At 68.6% G+C, this 17,497-nt stretch carries 20 protein-coding genes; 10 read left to right on the top strand and 10 right to left on the bottom strand.

Translation table 11 applies throughout. The features are described 5' to 3' along the window. Positions 1 to 8: 8 nt before the first annotated feature. Positions 9 to 365: a hypothetical protein gene (locus ACFPZ3_RS55625; protein ID WP_379522569.1), complete on the top strand. Its 357-nt coding sequence runs from the start codon at positions 9 to 11 to the stop codon at positions 363 to 365. Here ACFPZ3_RS55625 and ACFPZ3_RS55620 read toward each other — a convergent pair. After that, the gene (locus ACFPZ3_RS55620; RefSeq protein ID WP_379522568.1) at positions 362 to 1,852 is read right to left on the bottom strand and encodes a pentapeptide repeat-containing protein; all 1,491 of its coding nucleotides are present in this window, start codon (positions 1,850 to 1,852) and stop codon (positions 362 to 364) included. The two genes, ACFPZ3_RS55625 and ACFPZ3_RS55620, sit on opposite strands and share 4 nt — an antisense overlap. A 74-nt stretch (positions 1,853 to 1,926) precedes the next feature. On the opposite strand from ACFPZ3_RS55620, the gene ACFPZ3_RS55615 reads away from it, so the two are divergent. Further along, entirely contained in the window at positions 1,927 to 2,544 is a 618-nt protein-coding gene (locus ACFPZ3_RS55615; RefSeq protein ID WP_379522567.1) for a hypothetical protein, read from the top strand. A 521-nt stretch (positions 2,545 to 3,065) separates the two neighbouring features. On the opposite strand, the gene ACFPZ3_RS55610 is transcribed toward ACFPZ3_RS55615, so the two are convergent. After that, positions 3,066 to 3,965 carry a helix-turn-helix transcriptional regulator gene (locus ACFPZ3_RS55610; protein WP_379522566.1) on the bottom strand — a complete coding sequence of 300 codons (900 nt, stop codon included), beginning with the start codon at positions 3,963 to 3,965 and terminating at the stop codon, positions 3,066 to 3,068. A 248-nt stretch (positions 3,966 to 4,213) separates the two neighbouring features. Here ACFPZ3_RS55610 and ACFPZ3_RS55605 point away from each other — a divergent pair, with 248 nt between their 5' ends. Then, positions 4,214 to 4,912, top strand: coding sequence for an SDR family oxidoreductase (locus ACFPZ3_RS55605; protein WP_379522565.1), 699 nt, complete (start codon positions 4,214 to 4,216; stop codon positions 4,910 to 4,912). An 80-nt stretch (positions 4,913 to 4,992) separates the two neighbouring features. On the opposite strand, the gene ACFPZ3_RS55600 is transcribed toward ACFPZ3_RS55605, so the two are convergent. The 3 genes from ACFPZ3_RS55600 to ACFPZ3_RS55590 all read right to left on the bottom strand — a co-directional run bounded on the left by ACFPZ3_RS55600 (position 4,993) and on the right by ACFPZ3_RS55590 (position 8,078). Further along, positions 4,993 to 6,212, bottom strand: a protein-coding gene (locus tag ACFPZ3_RS55600) for an IS3 family transposase (RefSeq protein WP_379522564.1) whose coding sequence is annotated in 2 segments (ribosomal slippage) — positions 4,993 to 5,897 and positions 5,897 to 6,212 — 1,221 coding nt in all. Because the reading frame shifts where the segments join, the coding sequence is not laid out codon by codon here. A gap of 27 nt (positions 6,213 to 6,239) precedes the next feature. Then, the gene (locus ACFPZ3_RS55595) at positions 6,240 to 6,977 is read right to left on the bottom strand and encodes a recombinase family protein (RefSeq protein ID WP_465263596.1); all 738 of its coding nucleotides are present in this window, start codon (positions 6,975 to 6,977) and stop codon (positions 6,240 to 6,242) included. A 426-nt stretch (positions 6,978 to 7,403) separates the two neighbouring features. Then, positions 7,404 to 8,078: a recombinase family protein gene (locus ACFPZ3_RS55590; RefSeq protein WP_379522563.1), complete on the bottom strand. Its 675-nt coding sequence runs from the start codon at positions 8,076 to 8,078 to the stop codon at positions 7,404 to 7,406. A 310-nt stretch (positions 8,079 to 8,388) separates the two neighbouring features. Between ACFPZ3_RS55590 and ACFPZ3_RS55585 the strand changes: the two genes are divergently transcribed. The 7 genes from ACFPZ3_RS55585 to ACFPZ3_RS55555 all read left to right on the top strand — a co-directional run bounded on the left by ACFPZ3_RS55585 (position 8,389) and on the right by ACFPZ3_RS55555 (position 13,775). Then, complete coding sequence (locus ACFPZ3_RS55585) at positions 8,389 to 9,555, top strand: serine hydrolase domain-containing protein (RefSeq protein WP_379522562.1); 1,167 nt, start codon at positions 8,389 to 8,391, stop codon at positions 9,553 to 9,555. Between the two features lie 131 nt (positions 9,556 to 9,686). Further along, positions 9,687 to 10,064, top strand: coding sequence for a MerR family transcriptional regulator (locus ACFPZ3_RS55580; protein WP_379522561.1), 378 nt, complete (start codon positions 9,687 to 9,689; stop codon positions 10,062 to 10,064). 51 nt (positions 10,065 to 10,115) lie between these two features. After that, a complete protein-coding gene (locus tag ACFPZ3_RS55575) occupies positions 10,116 to 10,247 on the top strand; it encodes a hypothetical protein (protein WP_379522560.1) in 132 nt (43 codons plus the stop codon). Positions 10,248 to 10,442: 195 nt separating this feature from the next. Then, complete coding sequence (locus ACFPZ3_RS55570; RefSeq protein WP_379522559.1) at positions 10,443 to 11,453, top strand: alcohol dehydrogenase catalytic domain-containing protein; 1,011 nt, start codon at positions 10,443 to 10,445, stop codon at positions 11,451 to 11,453. A 277-nt stretch (positions 11,454 to 11,730) separates the two neighbouring features. Then, a complete protein-coding gene (locus tag ACFPZ3_RS55565) occupies positions 11,731 to 12,327 on the top strand; it encodes a hypothetical protein (RefSeq protein ID WP_379522558.1) in 597 nt (198 codons plus the stop codon). A gap of 39 nt (positions 12,328 to 12,366) precedes the next feature. Continuing rightward, the gene (locus ACFPZ3_RS55560) at positions 12,367 to 13,416 is read left to right on the top strand and encodes a hypothetical protein (protein WP_379522557.1); all 1,050 of its coding nucleotides are present in this window, start codon (positions 12,367 to 12,369) and stop codon (positions 13,414 to 13,416) included. Next, positions 13,410 to 13,775, top strand: coding sequence for a GntR family transcriptional regulator (locus tag ACFPZ3_RS55555; RefSeq protein ID WP_379522556.1), 366 nt, complete (start codon positions 13,410 to 13,412; stop codon positions 13,773 to 13,775). The genes ACFPZ3_RS55560 and ACFPZ3_RS55555 overlap by 7 nt, the downstream gene beginning before the upstream one ends. A gap of 624 nt (positions 13,776 to 14,399) precedes the next feature. Here the strand turns inward: ACFPZ3_RS55555 and ACFPZ3_RS55550 are convergent. The 5 genes from ACFPZ3_RS55550 to ACFPZ3_RS55530 all read right to left on the bottom strand — a co-directional run. After that, positions 14,400 to 14,540: a hypothetical protein gene (locus ACFPZ3_RS55550; RefSeq protein WP_379522555.1), complete on the bottom strand. Its 141-nt coding sequence runs from the start codon at positions 14,538 to 14,540 to the stop codon at positions 14,400 to 14,402. Positions 14,541 to 14,802: 262 nt separating this feature from the next. Beyond that, positions 14,803 to 15,072: a hypothetical protein gene (locus ACFPZ3_RS55545; RefSeq protein ID WP_379522554.1), complete on the bottom strand. Its 270-nt coding sequence runs from the start codon at positions 15,070 to 15,072 to the stop codon at positions 14,803 to 14,805. An 807-nt stretch (positions 15,073 to 15,879) separates the two neighbouring features. Next, entirely contained in the window at positions 15,880 to 16,446 is a 567-nt protein-coding gene (locus tag ACFPZ3_RS55540; RefSeq protein ID WP_379522553.1) for a hypothetical protein, read from the bottom strand. Positions 16,447 to 16,563: 117 nt separating this feature from the next. Beyond that, a complete protein-coding gene (locus ACFPZ3_RS55535) occupies positions 16,564 to 16,971 on the bottom strand; it encodes an HIT family protein (protein WP_379522552.1) in 408 nt (135 codons plus the stop codon). A 240-nt stretch (positions 16,972 to 17,211) separates the two neighbouring features. After that, on the bottom strand, positions 17,212 to 17,497 hold a 286-nt coding region (locus ACFPZ3_RS55530; RefSeq protein ID WP_379522551.1), incomplete at its 5' end, for a phosphotransferase.

Below are 17,497 nucleotides of genomic sequence, written 5' to 3'. Positions count from 1 at the left end.
GCCGCTTCGTGATCCGCATGCTGATCTCGATCGCGCTCAACCGCCGCCTGTCCGGCGACACCCGCTATGTGCGCTGCGCGGCTTGCGGCACTACGGCCAGCCAACTCGAGGCCCCGTTGCGGGTCTCCGTGCGGTTCACCACCGTTGACGGGCACCTAGTCGACGGGGATCAGACACCGCCGGAATGGACCTGCCCCTCCTGTGGCCGCACAGGCCCGCTCCAGGTAGGCGAGTTGTTACCCAACGACACGCTCACCCGCTGCCAGCACAGGCACCTGTGCCGGTGCCGGTGGAAGGTCCCCGGCAACACCACGGTCGTCACCTGCCCGCGCTGCTACACCGTCCAGCCAGGCCCTGCTGCCTAGAAAGGAGGCTCGTCACCAGGCGGCGCCGGCATGGCCGACGCCCATGAGTTCATCCGTCGGCGACGCCGGCGTGGCCACGACCTTGGTGCGATACACCCGCCGCGGCGGCCAGGCGCAGCGTCTGCCACCCGCCCCCGGTGTCCTCCGCCCTCCAGGCGTCCGGCCACACCCGCTCCACATCCGCCGGAACAGGGGCCAGTCGCACCTCCGCCAACTTGGCGACCTCCAGCCCCGTCGCCCCGCCGAAGCTGGCGGCGCCGGTGAAGGTCGCCCCGTCGAACCCGGCGCCGCTGGTGAAGGTCGCCCTGTTGAACCAGATGGTGCTGGTGAAGGTCGCCGCGTCGAACCCCGACGACGCGGGTGAAGGTCGCACCGCCGAACCCAGCGTTGCCGGTGAAGGTCGCCTTACCGAACCAGGCGGTGCTGGAGAAGGTCGCCTTGCCGAACGCGGCGGTGCTGGTGAAGGTCGCCGCGTCGAACCCGGCGTAGCCGGTGAAGGTCGCACCGCCGAATCCGGCGGCACCGCTGAAGGTCGCCGCGTCGAACCGGGCGCCGCCAGTGAAGGTCGCCGCGTCGAACCTGGAGACGCTGGTGAAGGTCGCACCGCCGAATTCGGCGTCGCCGGTGAAGGTCGCCTCGCCGAATTCGGCCTCGCGGGTGAAGGTCGCACTGTCGAACCTGGCGGTGCTGGTGAAGGTCGCCTCACGGAACCTGGCAGAGCCGGTGAAGGTCGCGCCGCCGAATCCGGCGGTGCGGAGACGGCAGCGGGTCAGGTTGAAGTCGATGAGGGTGGCTCCGGTGAGGTCGAGGCGGAGGTTCTCCCAGTAGCCGGGGTTGGGGTCGGGGAGGCGACCCCGCCACCACCGGCGGGGTCCGGGCGGCGGCTGGTAGCGCAGGTGGGCGGTGAGGATGCGCTGGGCGGTGAGGCGGACCTGGCGTTCTTCGTGCGGGTCGCGGCCGCCGGTCGCGCCAGGGCGGGCCGTGCCGGGGGTGCGGGCGGCGCGCTGGGCGGCGCGCTGGGCGGCGCGGATCTTCTCGTGCCGGTCCTGCTCGGCGGGCAGGACGTACGGCATCCTCAGGTACGCGCAGAGCACGTCCACGATCGTCTGGCGCAGCGCCGGGGTGTCCTGGGCCAGGCGCTCCAGCGCGTACAGGCCGACCAGCCGGACCGGCGCCTGGGCATTGCCGAGCTGCTCGGCGGCCTTGGTGTAGAGCTCGGTCACCCGGCGCTCAGCCGCGTCGTGCGTGGTGTGCGCGGCGGCCAGCTCCTGGTGCCGCTGACGGCGCACGGCCAGTAGCAGCGTCACCGCGGCGCCGACACCGGCGGCGGCCGCCAGCGCGGTCCGAGCGGCCTCAATCCGGGCGGAGACCTGCTCGGCGAGGGTGGGCAACTTGTCGAGGTCCTGCAGCAGCCAGGCGCTGACACCCCAGACTGCCGCACGATGTGATCGCCGTCCCGGGCGGGCGATCCGGCCGGCGCCTGCCACGGGCCAGGCCGAACGCGACGCGCAAGTGGCTGTGCGGCTCGGTTATCACCGGCCCCGGCCCTGTGATCGCCAAGGTGTTTGACCATGCCGAGGCCCGTGATCCCGCGCATGCCCGCCCCTGGGTCGTGCTCGTCGACGGGGCCCGCCACCAGCTCGACCTGATCACTGCCGAAGCCGCTCGGCGGCGCATCCGCGTCCACATCGTGATCGATTTCGTGCACGTGCTCGAGAAGTTATGGGCTGCTGCGTGGAGTTTGCACCCGCCCGCGGCACCGGCCGCGGAGGACTGGGTCGCCGGGCACGCCCTGGCCCTGCTGGCCGGGCACACCGGCCAGGTCATCACCACGCTGACCGCGCAGGCCGCCACAGCCGGTGCGCAGCACCGTGACGGCATCGACGCGTGCATCCGCTATCTGTCCAACAACGCCGGGCATCTGCGGTATGAGCAGGCGCTGGAGGCGGGATGGCCGATCGCGACCGGGGTGATCGAGGGCGCGTGCCGTCATCTGATCGCCGACAGGTTCGACCTGGCCGGGGCGCGGTGGGGGCTGGCCGGGGCCGAGGCGGTGCTGAAGCTGCGCGCGCTGGTCGCCAACGGTCATCTGGAGGAGTACTGGACTTTCCATCTCGCCCGGCAACACGAGCGCGTCCACCAGACCGGCTACCAGGACGGATACGCCCTTACGGCTTGATCGCTTCAGTCACTCACGAGGAGCCGCACCCAAGCTGATTGGCACGGGCGCCACCTCCTTACCGCGCCTGTACGAGCAGTACGGTCGTTCGGCTCTCGCCCATGCGGCCACGGACGCTGCGTTCGCCGAGAAGATCGCCCAGCAGGCCGCGCATCTCCTGGAGACCAAGGACAAGAATGGGCGCCCGTTCCGCGGCCGCTTCCTGTACGCCTTCCTCAGCGGGACGGCCACCGCCGCCATACGGATCATGTTCTCTAGCGGTGTGAGCACCGTGGATGAGGACGGCACGCACATCCCCACCGTGTTCAGGGGTTATCTGGGGTTGTTCGCATCTTCTCGCAGGTCAGGGAGATGTGATCTTGTCAGGCACGTAAGGCACGTTGGCTGGTGTGCTGGCATGCTGGGGGTGAACGCGTGTTCAGGTGTTCCGGTCGTGGTGATGTCCGTTCAATGCATGCCCGCTGGGCCCGGTCTCGCCGTAGCTAGATGCCCGAGCTGCAGACCGTGAGCAGGTCGGCGCTTCAACCCGGCTGGCTGGTGGGGTGTGCCGGCTGGGTGGCTGCCAGGCTGGCCAGGAGCTTGAACCGCTCTTCGGAGGTGCTGCCCGGCTCGGCGGTGTAGATGGTGAGGCCGTACACCGTCCGGCTGGACACGGGCAGGTCAAGGGACTGGTAGGTCAGCTCCAGGTCGCCGACCTGCGGGTGCCACAGCCGCTTGCTGCCAGCGTGGCGGATGCGCACGTCGTGGGCGGCCCACTGGCTGCGGAACTCGGTGCTGAGCGTGGACAGCTCGCCGACGAGGTCGCGTAGCGCCCGGTCGTGGGGCTCGCGTCCGGCCTCGGCGCGCAGCAGCGCGGCGCTGACGGCGGTGGCCGCGTCCCAGTCGACGAAGAACCGCTGGGAGCCCGGGTCGAGGAAGACGTAGCGGGCGAGGTTGGCGCGGCCGTTCCGTGTGGTGGCAGGGCTGTCGAAGACCGGCGCGAGCAGGGCCCGGGCCAGCGCGTTGTGGGCGACGAGGTCCTGGCGGCCGTTGCGTACGAACGCCGCCGACATCGTCATCGAGTCCAGCAGCCACTGGACCGGCGGCGGGACCTGGACGTCCTTGCGGCGCGAAGGCGCGCGACCGGCGGGCCGGGCGGCGTGGGCCAGATCGAACAGATAGGTGCGTTCGTCCTGATCCAGGCACAGGGCCTGGGCCACCGCGTCGAGCACCTCTTCCGATACGCCGCTGATGTGGCCCTTCTCCAGCCGCGTGTACCACTCGGTGCTCACACCGGCCAGCACCGCGACCTCCTCGCGGCGCAGCCCGGGGACCCGGCGCCGGCCACTGGTGGGCAGCCCGACCTGCTCCGGGGTCAGCTTCGCGCGCCGGGTGGCAAGGAAGTCCCGGATCTGGGCACGGTGGTCGGGCCGGTCGTCCATGCCCCCACGGTAACCGCAGGGTTCGCGCAGCCGCCGACGGTAAGGGGGTTGAGCTTATCCCCCCCATAAACGCGCTCTGCCTCGCGCCCGGCCAGGCGGGTTTCCTGGGATCAGCAGGGAGAACGCGACCTGCGACACGAAGATGAACCCTGTCCGACCAACTCTTGTAACGGTGATCGGCCCGCCCATCACCGTCGAAGCCCTCCTGTGATGCACCGACAGGACCTCCAGCACCCGGGAGTATGACCATGACCGGCAAGACCGTACTGATCACCGGCGCGACCAGCGGCATCGGCGCCCACACCGCACGCTTGCTCCTCGACCGCGGCCACCGCGTGGCCGTCACCGGCCGCGATGAGACCAAACTCAAGTCCTTCCTCGACGAGACCGGCCACCCCGACCGGCTGCTCGGCATCATCGCCGACGCCGCCGACTGGCCGGCCACCCAAGCCGCCGTGACCCGCACCGTGGCACACTTCGGCGCCCTGGACGCCGCGGTGGCCAACGCCGGCTTCATCCCCGCCGACCACCCGCGCACCATCGCCGACGGCGACCCGGAACTGTGGGCGCCCATGGTCCTCACCAACGTCCTCGGCCCCGCCCTGCTGGCCAACGCCGCCCTGCCCCACCTCGAGACCACGGGCGGGCGGCTGGTGCTCATCGGCAGCGTCGCCGGCCTGAAGAACAGCCCCGCCAACCTCTACTCCGCCACCAAGTGGGCCGTCACCGGCATGGCCGAGAACCTGCGGATGTACGCCACCAGCCGCGGCATCGGCGTCACCCTCGTCAACCCCGGCATGACCGACACCGCCTTCTGGCAAGGCGGCGTCCCGCCCTTCGCCCTGTCCCCCGAGCCCGTCGCCGAGGCCATCTGCTTCGCCCTCGGCCAGCCGGCCGACGTCGACCTCAACACCCTGACCATCCGGCCGGTCGGCCAGCCCGCCTGAGACAGACCTGACACCCTGTGGCATCGCAGCTTGTCGTGAGCCGTGGTGGGGGGCTCACCCCGAAGTGTGGACACTGGCTGTCATGCGGCGAGCAGAACTCTAGCGGTGCTCTGCTGCTCGTAGTCGATCGGGCTGAGGTAGCTGAGGGTGGAATGTCTCCTGCGGGTGTTGTAGCGGGTGATCCATTTGAAGACGGCCAGGCGGGCCTCACGCGGCGAGGACCAGCGCCCGGCGCCCTGAAGCGTCTCGCGTTTGAGGCTGGCGTTGAACGCCTCCGCGGCGGCGTTATCGGCGCTGGTACCGACGACGCCCATGGACTGGCGCACCCCCAGCTCGGCGCAGACCTGGGCGAACTCGGCCGAGGTGTACTGGGCCCCGTGATCGGAGTGGAAGATCGCCCCGTCCAGGCTGCCCCGCGTCGTGGCGGCGGCCCGTAGCGCGTCGGTCACCAGCTCGGTGCGCATGTGATCGGCGATCGACCAGCCCGCCAGCCGCCGCGAACCCAGGTCCAGCACGGTCGCCAGATACAGGAACCGGCCCTCACCGACGGGGAGGTAGGTGATATCGCCGACATAGCGCTGATTCGGCGCGGGCGCGGTGAAGTCCCGCCGGAGCAGGTCGGGCACCTTCTGATGCGACGGCTCGGGCACCGTGGTGCGCACCTTCTTGCGCAGGTGCACCCCGACGATGCCGAAGCGGCGCATGACGCGGGCGACGCGCTTGTGGTTGACCTCGCGGCCCTTCCCTCGCAGTTCGGCGGTGACGCGCGGACTGCCGTAGGTGCTGTCGAACTCCTCGTGGATCTGCTTGATCTCCTCAGCGAGTGCGGCATCGGCCGCAGCGCGGGCCGCCCGCGCGGACGCCGCCTTCATCCATCGGTAGAAGCCGGAGCGGGAAAGTCCCAGCACCCGGCACAGCCGCTTCACGCCGAAGGCGCCCACGTGGTCGGCAACGAACTCGAAGCGGCTCACCAGTTCGTCTCTCCCGCGAAATATTTGGCCGCCCGGCGCAGGATGTCGCGCTCCAGTTCCAGCTCCCGGACCCGAGCGCGGAGCTGCTTGTTCTCCTCTTCCAGCACGTCGTCGGACGATATCGGGCCGCTCGCCGGCTTCTTGGCCGGGCCCGCCTTCTTCGCCCCGCCGGCAGTGCCGTCCGCGCGGGCCTCCTTCACCCACAGGCGCAGGGTCTCGCGGTTGATGCCCAAGTCCCGGGCCACCGACGCATACGTCCGCGCCGGGTCAGACAGATACAACGCGACGGCGTCCGCCTTGAACTCCGGCGGATACGACTTCATCGCCACGTGGAACTCCTTGTCTCCGGATTTCCATCATCCGGCACTCAAGGTGTCCACACTTCGGGGCGAGGACCCAGTCTCCAGCTCGGCTTGCGCTGCTGGCTGTTCGACGACAGGGCGGCCCGTGGCGAGTTCGGGCACGTACTTGTAGATCGTGGAGCGGCTGACGTTCAGCAACCGGGCGATCGAGGACACGGTGGCATCGGGCTGGGTGAGCAAGGCGCGGGCGTGCCGGACCTGCTCGGGGGTCATCGCGGGCGGGCGGCCGAGTCGCACTCCGCGAGCCTTGGCGGCGGCCAAACCCTCGTGGGTGCCCTCCACGATCAGCTCGCGGATGAACTCAGCGAGGGCGGCGAAGACGTGGAAGACGAGACGGCCGCCGGGGGTAGTGGTGTCGAGGGCTTCCTTCAGGGACCGGAAGCCGACGCCGCGGCGACGCAGATCGGCGACGATCGTGATGAGGTCGGCCAGAGAGCGGGCGAGCCGGTCGAGCGAGGGGACGACGAGGGTGTCGCCGGGCCGTAGGTAGTCCAGGGCCTTGGTGAGCTCTTCGCGGTTGGTGTTCTTGCCGCTCAGCTTGTCAGCGAAGATGCGGATGCAGCCGGCGGCTTCGAGCGCGCGGGTCTGTCGGTCGAGGCGCTGATCGCGGGTGGAGACCCGGGCGTAGCCGACGAGCGCTCCGGTGAGGACTGTAGGTTCGGCGCCAAGGAGGTCGTCGGCGGCCTGGCGGATCATCGCGGCGGGGGCCGGATCGTCGGGGAGCGTCGTCACACCTCGGAAGTGTAGAGAAAACGATGTTGCGGGAATTGATGAACACTCCGACTTCGCAACACGTTTTTCCGACACTCCGGCGGGCTGTCGGCAGTTCGTGAAGGGGGCTCCGGCCAGGGTGTTGAGAATCGAATGATTCTCGACATGATCCACAAGGGCAGAATGGACATCAGCCTCGCTAGAAGTCTTCGGTCTTCACAGCGAACTGGTGGCTGGTCTCGACGCGCCCGTCCTCCAGGGTGCAGGTCAGCCAGCCGTACAGGCCGTCCTGGTAGGCTTCGTCGTCGCCCAGCTCAGCGGTGTAGCGGCAGCACCGGAACAGCTCGGCCCTTGAGCAGCAACCAATCGGCCAGTGGCGTTAGCGAGCCCGTGGGGGCTCGGGCTATCGCCACTGGTCGTTTGGATGCGACCGCTCATGGGCGCGGGTCACAGGCCCCATTCGGATGATCCTGCCCAGGGAGGCCTGGAGTTCCTATGGCTACGGCGTGTAGCGAGGTGGGCGTAGATCCGCTTTCTAACTGGGGGTTTCTCGAGCTCCGTGGATGATGCGGTGGATGGTGGACCGGCCGACGCTGTATTCAGCGGCCAGGTCGGCCAGGGAGACCTCGCCTTCGGCGTAGCGGCGGCGGATGGAACGCCGTGCGGGTTCGGGCAGCTTGGGCTGCTTGCCCTTGAGCTTGCCCCTTCTCTTGGCCAACGCCATGCCCTCGCGGGTGCGCTGGTGCCCGATGTTTGCTTCGAATCGGCGACCATGGCGAGGGTCTGCAGGAACAGGCGCCCGAACGGGTCGTTCCAGTCGTAGACGGAGGCGCTCAACCCGAACAGCACCCCGCGGTCGGACAGGTCGGTGAGGATGTCGTTGGCTTCGGCCATGTTGCGGGCAAAGCGGTCGAATTTTGTGACGGTGAACACGGTGCCGTCCCAGACGGCTGCGAGGGCCTGGTCGAGGCCGTTCCGGTTGCGACGGGTGGTGCCGGAGAAGCCGCGATCGATGTAGATGCGGTCCTCGGGGACGCCGAGCGCGAGAAGCTGCTCGGTCTGGATGATGACGTCTTGTTCGTCGGTGCTGCAGCGGGCGTAGCCGACACGTGCTCCGTTCACGCTCTGAAGTGTTCCGGATAGGGAGCCTTCACCGGAACAGTTCGCGGAACACCTATACGGAACGCCCCGACCTGGGGCGCCACTGTGGCTGGGCGGTGTTCCGGTGGGGATCGCCTTACGGAACATCACCGGGCCTCCCGCGAGATGCGACTGTCACAAACAGGGACGGCGTCCTGCTCGCAAAGCTGTCTCACGCCCCAAAGCAGCTGTGAGCTAGATCACGGTTGAGGTTGACCTTGGGTCAGGGTGCAAGCTCGGCGCAGCGGCGAGAGGCCGACCCCGGACATAACAACCTTGAAGGGCAACCACTATGATGATCAACCTTTCCGATCAGGACAAGAACACCCTGCCGATCGCCGGACAGGATCGCCCGGAGCTGCGCAAGGCGATCGAGGAGATCGTCGAGTCCGGTTTCCTCGGGGTGTCGCTGCGTGTGCACGATGAGCGGGGCGCGTGGGCCGGCAGTGCCGGGGTGGCCGAGCTGGGCGGCACCGAGGCGCCGCCGGTCAACGGGCACGCTCGGATTGGCAGCAACACCAAGACCTTCACCGCGACCCTGGTGCTGCAGCTGGTGGCCGAGGGCAAGATCGGGCTGGACACCCCGGTAGCCGGCTACCTGCCCGAGTTCGGGCTGGACGGCCGGATCACGGTGCGGATGCTGTTGCAGCACACCAGCGGCATCTTCAACTTCACCGGCGAGGTCTACGACGACGGGTCGATCGTGCACGGGATCGCCGTCCCTTACAGCACCACGGGCAAGCAGTGGCTGGACAACCGGTTCCACACCTACCGGCCCGAGGAGCTGGTACGTCTGGCGCTGTCCAAGCCGGCCCGGTTCGCGCCGGGGACGGGCTGGAGCTATGCCAACACCAACTACGTGCTGGCCCGGCTGCTGATCGAGAAGGTCAGCGGCCGCTCGCTGGCCGAGGAGATGCAGGAGCGGATCTTGGGGCCGCTCGGGCTGTCGGGCACGGTGGTGCCGGACGCCTCGCCGGAGATCCCCGCCCCGCACGCCCACATCTACTACCGCTACCAGGAAGACGGCCGGCAGAAGACGATCGACATCACCCGCTACAACCCCTCCTGGGTCTCCACCGGCGGCGACATGATCTCCACCAGCCAGGACCTGGCCACGTTCATCTCCGCGCTGGTAGGCGGCAAGCTCCTGCCGGCCCCACTGCTGACCGAAATGTGCACCCCGCACCCGACGGGCATCCCGAACATGGACTACGGGCTGGGAGTGTTCGTCCAGAAGACCGACCGCGGCGCCACCGTCATCACCCACAACGGCGGCAACGTCGGCTCCGCGTCGCTGATGTACAGCACGCCCGATGGCAGCAAGACCCTGACCGCCGTACTGAACTGGGTGGACGACGCCGAGATGTCCATCGCAGCAGCGTTCCAGAACGCCCAGCACAAACTCGTCAACGAGGTGTTCTGCGGCGAGCACGCCGATCCGGCTCAGCCGGCGGACTGAACACCTGCGACCCGTACACCTCCAGAGACGACCCCTTCTGGTCGTGCCTCAGCTGGAACGTGAACTGGGGCCACCTGCTCGGCTGCGGTCTGCCTGGTCGCCGAGCTCGAGCACCAGGCAGAATTTGGCGGATGAACGGAGTCACGATTGGGCAGGCGGCGGCATTTGTCGGCGTCACGGTGAAGACGGTGCGGCACTACCACAAGCTCGGCCTGGTCAAGGAGCCCGAACGTGACAGCTCCGGCTACCGCAGGTACGGCTCGGCCGAGCTGTTGCGGCTGGTGCAAGTCCGGACGCTGGCAGCCGCCGGGGTGCCGCTGACCGAGACCGGGCCCCTGCTCGAGGCCGACACCGCGCTGTTCGCCGCCGCGCTCACCGACGTCGAGCGGCAGCTCACCGAACGGATCGAGGAGCTGATCGCGCGCCGTGACATGCTGCGCCGGCTAAGCCCAGGTCCTGCGGCTAGAGGGAGCAGGAAAGCCAGAAGCAACTCAAGGGTTATTAGTTAGATTTCCATCCAAGGGCTCGACATCGTCGCTGGCCTGCGGACAGGGGATGGTGTGGACAAGCCGGACATCGACGATGAATGGATCAGCGTCGGCGAGTGGGGCACCGTACGCGCCCGCATCGTCAAGCCCAAGGGAGGCTGGATGCGGCGACGCAGCCCGGCGTCAGTGGATGTGACGGGGTAAAGCGGTTCTGTGCCACAGGTGTGAAAGTGGCAGGGCTGACGTAGCTCGTTCTCATGCGGGCAGGCTGAAGTCATCCGGCCCAGATGGAAGCCAGGAGAAGCCGAATTCTGCTTCCCACCCACCAGGCCCAGGAGCGGGTGATCGGGGCCGCTGAGGCGCGGCTCGGCCGTCACCGTACAGCGAGGAGTATCGGGAATGGCACGAAAAGTGATCTACGGGCAGTCCGGAAACCCCGCCGACGTTCTGTCCGTCGCGGAGGTCGACGTCCCTGGACCGCCCGGCGTGGGCCAGGTACTGGTACGGGTGCACGCCTTCCCGATCCACATCGGCGACCTCCTCCCCATCCAGGGCCCCTACCCCTCGAAGACCGCGTACCTGACGCCCGGTATTGAGGCCACCGGCATCGTCGAGGCGGTAGGACCCGACACCCCCGTGGCCGCCGGGGTCGCCACCGGGGCGCGTGTGTCCTTCTTTCCCCACCCCGGGGCCTGGAGCGAATACGTCCTCGTCCCGGCGGAGTTCGTCGTCCCTGTGAGCGACGATGTTCCCGACAGCATCGCCGCCCAGATGCTGGCCAATCCCATCACCGTGATCATGCTGCGGCGTGAGCTCGAAAAGCACGCCACGATCGGCTACAACGGCGTCTTCCTGCAGACCGCCGCTGGCTCCAACGTCGGCCGCCTGCTGTCCGCCGTCGCCCAGTACCACGCCATCCAGCACATCAACATCGTCCGCAGCGACGTCGGTGCCCAGACGCTGCGAGAACGCTACCCGCGCGTTCCGGTAGTCTCCACCGCTCGGCCCACGTGGAAGGAAGAGATCCGCGAGCACATCGGGGCGCGGCCTGTTCCTGCCGCGGTCGACCCTGTGAGTGGCACGCTGGCCCGAGACCTCCTGCAGTTGCTCTCGCCCGGCGGGACCCTGATCACCTACGGCGTCCTCGCCAAGGAGCCCATCCCTCTGCACGCCGGGGACCTCCTTCATACGAGTCTCGGGCTGCGGGGCCTGATCGTCCTGCGCTGGGCGGAGACCGTCTCCGCCGAGCAGCGCGCTCACGACATGGCCACCGCGGCCCAGCTCATCGCCCGTGGGGCGGCCGAGGCGTTCGACGTGGCAGCCCAGTACGGCATCGACGAGATCGCGCAGGCCGTTGAGCACGCGGTCCGGCCAGGCAAAACCGGCACGGTTCTCGTCACCATTCCCTGACCCCCGCCGTGCCTCCCGGGCGCATCCAGGACAGGGCTCGGCGAAGACTTCGAGGCCTGACCGAGGCCTTGAACGCTTGCGGCGCGGACGCGGCGAACTCGAGACGCGCGTTATCTAGGGTTGGAGGACCCTTCCAGCAGGTCAGAGGATGATGATCTCTTCTTTCACGTAGGCCAAGTTGACCGAACGCAGCCCGGACCTAAGAAGAACCGATGGTGCGGAGAGAGCGCGTTGCTGGCCGTCCCAGACGAATCCGCCAGTCCCGAGGAACTGGGTGATGACCGAGACGGTGTTTCGGGAGTCTCGGCGCAGGCGCCGCGCTCAGCTGGCGGCGGCCCGCCAAGGCCGCGATGAGGCGCTGTCACCCATGGAGCTCCGCCTGACGGGCGATGTTGGCCCGCTGATGTTGCTGAACGCCGCGCTGCCGGTGATTCCGTTCCGCGGCCGGATGGCCGAGCTGACGGCACTGGGCGGGTGGGACGGCGCCGACGCACATGCGGGGATGCTGGTGATCGGGCCTGCCGGCGTGGGCAAGAGCCGACTGGCCTACCGACACGGGCTCGCCCTGCCGCAGGAGTGGGCGCGCGGAGAGCTTCGTCCAGGCCATGGTGGGCAGATCGTCCGGCTGGCCCATGAGGCGGGCGATCCCACATTGATCGTCGTCGACGATGGCGGGGCCAGCGCCGACCTGACGCCGCTGATGAGCGCCCTGGCCGAACACGACGGCACCCCGCTCATTCAGGCGCTGGTGGTGGCCCGCAGCGCACAGGCAGTGCGCGCGCTGATCGGCCCGCAACTGTCCGAACGCCACCGGCACATCCTCGACCAGGCCGAGGCCGCAGGCATGCTGCTGTCACCCTCAGGTAACTGTTGACACTGTTATAGTCAAAGGCAAACAGTTTGAGGTGAGGTCATGTTCATCCGCGTGCCGCCCACGGCGGTGCCGTACGAGGACCATGCCGGGCCGGGGCGGCTTCGGCGGTTGGCGCTGGCGCTGTTCGGGCCAGTGGTGCTGCTGGTCGCGCCGATGACCGTGGTCGCGGCGTACGGCGAGCGGTTGCCCGGGCGGGTGTACGTCTTCAACTGGCCGCTCGATCCTGGCGGCTACGAACCCACCTGGGACTGGTGGACCTCGCAGCCTCTGTACGGATGGACGCTCTATCTGGAAATCGGGATGATCATCGCGTTCTTCTATTCGTGGCGGCTGCCGCAGGTCCAGCGCGGCCTGGTCCAGGTGGGTTTCCTCCTCGGCGTCGCGGTGGGGATCTCCACGGCGGTGGGACTGCTGGCCATGGTCGACACGCCTAGCGCGGCCAGGCCGCCCTGGCTGTTCGCAGCGGAGCTGGTGATCGCCGTGGCGTCGGTCACGCTGGGCCGGGCAGCGGTCGGCCCGTTGCCGCAGGAGCCTGAGGCCACCCTGCTCCCGCCCGCGCACGTGCAGGCCATGCCGCTCACCCGTTACCAGCGAGTCCTCTTCACGACCTCTGCCTGGTCGATCCGCACGCTCGTGATGGCGGCGGCGGCGACCGCCCTGCTCGTGTGGATCTACGTGAACCGGCTCGCCGACGGCGACGACAGGACCCTGCTGAGTTTCGGGGGCCTGTACATGACGGTTTGGGTCGTCTGCTGGCCGACGCTGTGGGCGGCGCAGGCTTACACGCGGTTGCAGATTGACGGGTCCGGCGTCACGGTGCGAGTGCCCCTGCTGCCAATGCTTAGCCGTACCGTGCCGTACGCGCGGATACGATTCGCGGAGGCCAGGAGCACACCGCCGGAGGGACGCTACAAGCTGGGCGACACCGACTCCGGCTGGGGCGTGGTGTCCGGGAAGGGCTCGGCGCTGGTCCTGGCACTGGCTGACAGCCGGTCGTTCGTGTACTCGACCCGCGAGGCGGAGACGGCGGCCCGGCTGGTCAACGGCTGGCTCAACCGGCAACGTGGAGGGGAGACCGCAGGGTGCTGATCACCGTCAATCCGTCGTCGGCGCAGCCGCTCGCCGATCAGGTGGCGGGTTCGGTCCGGAACGCGGTGGCGAGCGGCCAGGTGACCCCCGGCGACAAGCTCCCTTCGGCGCGCAACGTTGCCGCCTCTCTCGGCATCAACCTGCACACCGTACTGCGCGGCTACCAACAACTGCGCGACGAGGGCCTGGTCGAGCTGCGCCGGGGCCGCGCGGCGGTCATTACCGGCACGGCCGACGCGTTCCGGCTGCGGCTCGTGGCTGCGGCCGAGGAATACGCGAGGGCAGCCCTGCAGGCCGGCGCCTCCGACGAGGAGGCGATCGCAGCCGTATGGCAAGCCCTGCTCAATGCTCGCGAGTGAGCGTCACAGCAGCTCGTGCACCCGCGCGGATGACGGCCTCGCCGCCCAGGCGGATGGCCCGGGATCGCGACCCAGAACTTGATCGTGCGGGCCATCACCGTTCGGTTCTGACCGTCCTCACCCGCGTCGAACCCCGACGGCAGGTAGCGCAGGAACTTCGGCTGAGTGAGCGTGTGGACCACCGTCGGCGGCACCCAGCCCTGCAGGCTGCACCACGACAGGAACTCCCCGACGGTCCCCATGATCGCGTTCGGTGCCCTCGCTGCGATACCGCACCGCGGCGCCCGGCTTGCGTGATCGCGACGGCATCGGCTCGTCCACCAGCCAGCGCATCATCGCCATCAGCTGCGGAAGGCTCGGGCCGGCCCAGTCCAGCCCATGGCCTCGGCAATACGACAGGTACAAGGCGATCCGGCCCGCGTAGGTCTTCTCCGTGTTGAACGCCCGGCCCGCCCCGCGCAGCCCCGCCAGGTAGCGAGGCGGCGTGCGCCCCGGTTCTCGTGAGCGGCCCCGCTCGTCCACCCGGGCCCGGAATTCGTCACCGTCCGGCCGTCCACGCCCAGCAGTCGCGCAATGGCACCGATCGTGCGCACCTCGTCCGGGTCAGGTTCTGAGCGGTCGGCGCTAGTTGGCGGTTGGGGACTCCTTCGGGAGGAGGCCGCCGTTAAAGGACGGGATCAGCGGGGCCGCGCAGCTGAAGGGCGCGTCGTCGGGGTTGCGCCACTTCTCGGCGCCGACGATGGTGATCACACCGATCAGCGCCATCTACCACGGCATGACCTTCAGACGATGCGGTCGTGCTGCAGGCTCATGGTCTTGAAGTCGACGAAGCTTCACTCTCCCTGCTACCTCAGCTTTCGACGATGGGAAAGCCCGGTCAAGTCCAGGCGCCGATCGGGCCGCAGTTGTACCGTCCCGTACGGGCGTCATGGTGTGGAACAGCGGGGGTCAGGCCGCGCCGGTCGACGTCGGTGAGCGCGTCCGCCCACTGCGGCTCGGCGACCGTGTCTTGGAACAGCCTGGACAGTCACGAGTCGTCTGTGGTGCGGCGGGCAGCCATCATCTTGGCCAGCCAGGCTCGGTCAGCGGCGATCGCCTGAGCGGTCGGGCTGGCGAGTGCGCGCCCGCCGCCTTCGGGGGTGCTGTCGGTCTGCGCGGTGCCGGGCTGGCGGTATCGGTCGACCACCTCGCGTTGGAAGGTCGTTTCGGGTTCTTTCGCACCGACGAGCGGTCGTGCGTAGGGGAGTTCGTGACGGCGTATGACCTCTGCCTGAAAGACGTCTTCGGGCTCGGTCATGGTCCAAGCTGCCTCGGCGGGCGCCGAGGCAGCGCGTGCGGGGCCGCGGTGCGAGGTTGCCGGTCCTTGCTGGGGGCTGGTCGGAAGTGGACTGATGACCTTGGGCGGGCGATGTGGCATCGTCGCCGGGTTCGTGCCCAGGAAAGTCGTTGATCATGGCGCTTTCAGCTCCCCTCGTCGGGCTGATGCATGGGTGGGCGTGCCTGTGGTGGTTGATCGAGAGCGGGGCGGCAGTAGCCGCTTGATCAGGTGGGTGATGTTCTGTTCGGCGGCTGCGGCTGCGGCGGGGGCGGTGCTGCTGGCGAGCGCGGTGACTAGGTCGGGTGATGCTGATGGGGTCTGAGCAGGTGCCGTGGTAGGCCCACCAGGTTTTGTGCCGGGCGACGCGGCCGTTGCGGTGGTGCAGGGCGGGTCTTCGGCGAGCGCGGCCGCGGCCATCAGCAGTTGGCGCTCGGCGGGGGTGATGCCGTGCAGGAGCCCGGTGGCGTGCTGGTCGCGGAGCAGGGTGGCGGCCAGTTGCTCGGGTGTTGATCAGAGCCGCCTGTTGCTCGGTCGTGCGCTGCGCCGGCCAGTGCGCCAGCTCTGCCGCCGCTTGTTCCATCCGCGCACGATACGCCAGTGGGCGGAGGATTTGGGTGGCGTTTTCGGGCACGGTTGCCCGGCTGCTGTCGTTGCGGATCGGCGGTGGGTGTGTGCGTTATCTTGGGTAGTCAAGCGAAATAGCTGGTCAACTGCTTGAAGGTCTGTCAGCCACGTCAGGCAAGTAGGTGTGGCGCGGTTCCGTTGATCTCCTTGAACTGACTGTAGTTAGGATGCGGCGTCGCCCCAGAGAGAGTGGAAGTGCTTCGCTAGGTCCTCGGCCGTGCCTCCTTCATTGAGGAGGGCCCGGGCAGCCTGAGCCTGCCTGATCGTGGGCAGATGCCCGTCGAGGAGGTAGGGGAGCAAGAGCCGGCGCCCCAGTACCTCACGCCACGAGATTCCCGATGGCCTGCGCACCACAGACACGTTGACTCTCAACGCATGCTCGTTGCCTGGCGGGACGCCAGGCCGGTCAATCTCAATGGCGACATACCGGAATCCGTTGGCCAGATCGCAGGCAGCGCAACCAGCCGGACCTCGGCTCAGTCTGTCGCCGCACTCGGTGCAGACGAGCCGGTCATGGGCGGCGTCCACCACCCGCCACAGGTGCCTGTCGGGCTCGTCGATCACCATCTCGGCGATGTGGCGCTCATCCAGGGCGGTCAGTGCGTCGAATTCCTGCGAGACGAACTCCCGCCATCCCGATTCGACGATCTCGTCAATGAACCTGGCGCATCGCTCGCAGTCCGGCGCTCCGGCAGGTTCCCACTGACCGCACTCCAAGCACCGCCGCATCCTCGAACGGTACTAACCGCCCCAAGCCGAACTCCACCCGATTTGCGCCTCGTGACGAGGTCGTTCAAGCAGCTGCCGGTGTGGCGTGTGTGTTCAGAGCCCGTCTGGTGCTCGCCTTCAGCGCCAGGCCCTGATCTCCTCGGCCAGCCCTTTGAGGGACTCGAGCGGATGCTCGACTTCGATCCACGGCGGGGTGAGGTCGGTGGGCTCGAAGCGGGGGACCACGTGGAGGTGGAAGTGGAAGACGCTCTGCCAGGCCGTCTTGCCGCTGGCGTGCCAGAGGTTGACTCCAGGCGCCCCGAGCGCGCCGGCGAGCCGCCGGGACACCTCGACCGCGGCTCGCATGACGTGTGCCGCAGTCTCGACTGGGATCTCTCCTATGTCTCGGTGATGCGCTCGCGGGACGACCAGCGTGTGACCCTTGGTGGCCTGAGCGAGGTTGAGGAAGGCGATGGCGTGCTCGTCCTCGTGGATGGTCTGCGAGGGCTCGGTGCCGGCGACGATGCGGCAGAAGACGCAACTCATGACCGGCATGATCACAGCACGCTTGGCCAGGCTGCAAAGGGGGTTTCAGCTGGGGATGGCCACTCTCAGGCCAGGAGCCCTAGGGTTTCGCGCGCTTCCATAGCAAGTCTTGGGTTGTCAAGCGAATCTGCTGGTCAGCCGCTTGGACGTCTGTCAGCCACGTCAGGCAAGTAGACCCCAGCATGCCGAGCATGGTGGGGTCCGGCGCGAAGGCATTCGAGCGTGTGGAGCGGCGATCGATCAGCGATGGGCCGTTGCGATGAGGCGCCGCAGTGCCGCGTGGGCGGGTGGGCCCCAGGTGGGCTTGCCGCCTCGGCGGCCGCGGACGCCGGCTTCGCCGATGAGGAGGCCGCTGAGAGCGCGGAGCACCGCCCATCCGCGGGCGCGGTGCAGCGTCGCGGCGTCCGCGGATGGGCGGTAGGCGGCATGGAAGCGGTCGGCGGCGCCGTCCGGCAGCAGAATCCACGCGGCGGCGAGGTCGCAGGCCGGATCGCCGGCGAAGAGGTCGCCGAAGTCGATCACGCCG

Source organism: Nonomuraea insulae (genome assembly GCF_042656245.1).
The sequence above is the reverse complement of the archived record's forward strand: the minus strand, read 5'-3'. Positions and strand labels throughout refer to the sequence as shown.

What these genes read in the sequence shown, in the direction of transcription:
- ACFPZ3_RS55585 (WP_379522562.1), top strand. Translation starts at nt 8,389, where the DNA reads ATGATGATCAACCTTTCCGATCAGGACAAGAACACCCTGCCGATCGCC.
- ACFPZ3_RS55560 (WP_379522557.1), top strand. Translation starts at nt 12,367, where the DNA reads ATGTTCATCCGCGTGCCGCCCACGGCGGTGCCGTACGAGGACCATGCC.
- ACFPZ3_RS55610 (WP_379522566.1), bottom strand. Translation starts at nt 3,965, where the DNA reads ATGGACGACCGGCCCGACCACCGTGCCCAGATCCGGGACTTCCTTGCC.
- ACFPZ3_RS55535 (WP_379522552.1), bottom strand. Translation starts at nt 16,971, where the DNA reads ATGAGTTGCGTCTTCTGCCGCATCGTCGCCGGCACCGAGCCCTCGCAG.
- ACFPZ3_RS55580 (WP_379522561.1), top strand. Translation starts at nt 9,687, where the DNA reads ATGAACGGAGTCACGATTGGGCAGGCGGCGGCATTTGTCGGCGTCACG.
- ACFPZ3_RS55540 (WP_379522553.1), bottom strand. Translation starts at nt 16,446, where the DNA reads ATGCGGCGGTGCTTGGAGTGCGGTCAGTGGGAACCTGCCGGAGCGCCG.
- ACFPZ3_RS55550 (WP_379522555.1), bottom strand. Translation starts at nt 14,540, where the DNA reads ATGGCGCTGATCGGTGTGATCACCATCGTCGGCGCCGAGAAGTGGCGC.
- ACFPZ3_RS55565 (WP_379522558.1), top strand. Translation starts at nt 11,731, where the DNA reads ATGACCGAGACGGTGTTTCGGGAGTCTCGGCGCAGGCGCCGCGCTCAG.
- ACFPZ3_RS55545 (WP_379522554.1), bottom strand. Translation starts at nt 15,072, where the DNA reads ATGACCGAGCCCGAAGACGTCTTTCAGGCAGAGGTCATACGCCGTCAC.
- ACFPZ3_RS55605 (WP_379522565.1), top strand. Translation starts at nt 4,214, where the DNA reads ATGACCGGCAAGACCGTACTGATCACCGGCGCGACCAGCGGCATCGGC.
- ACFPZ3_RS55570 (WP_379522559.1), top strand. Translation starts at nt 10,443, where the DNA reads ATGGCACGAAAAGTGATCTACGGGCAGTCCGGAAACCCCGCCGACGTT.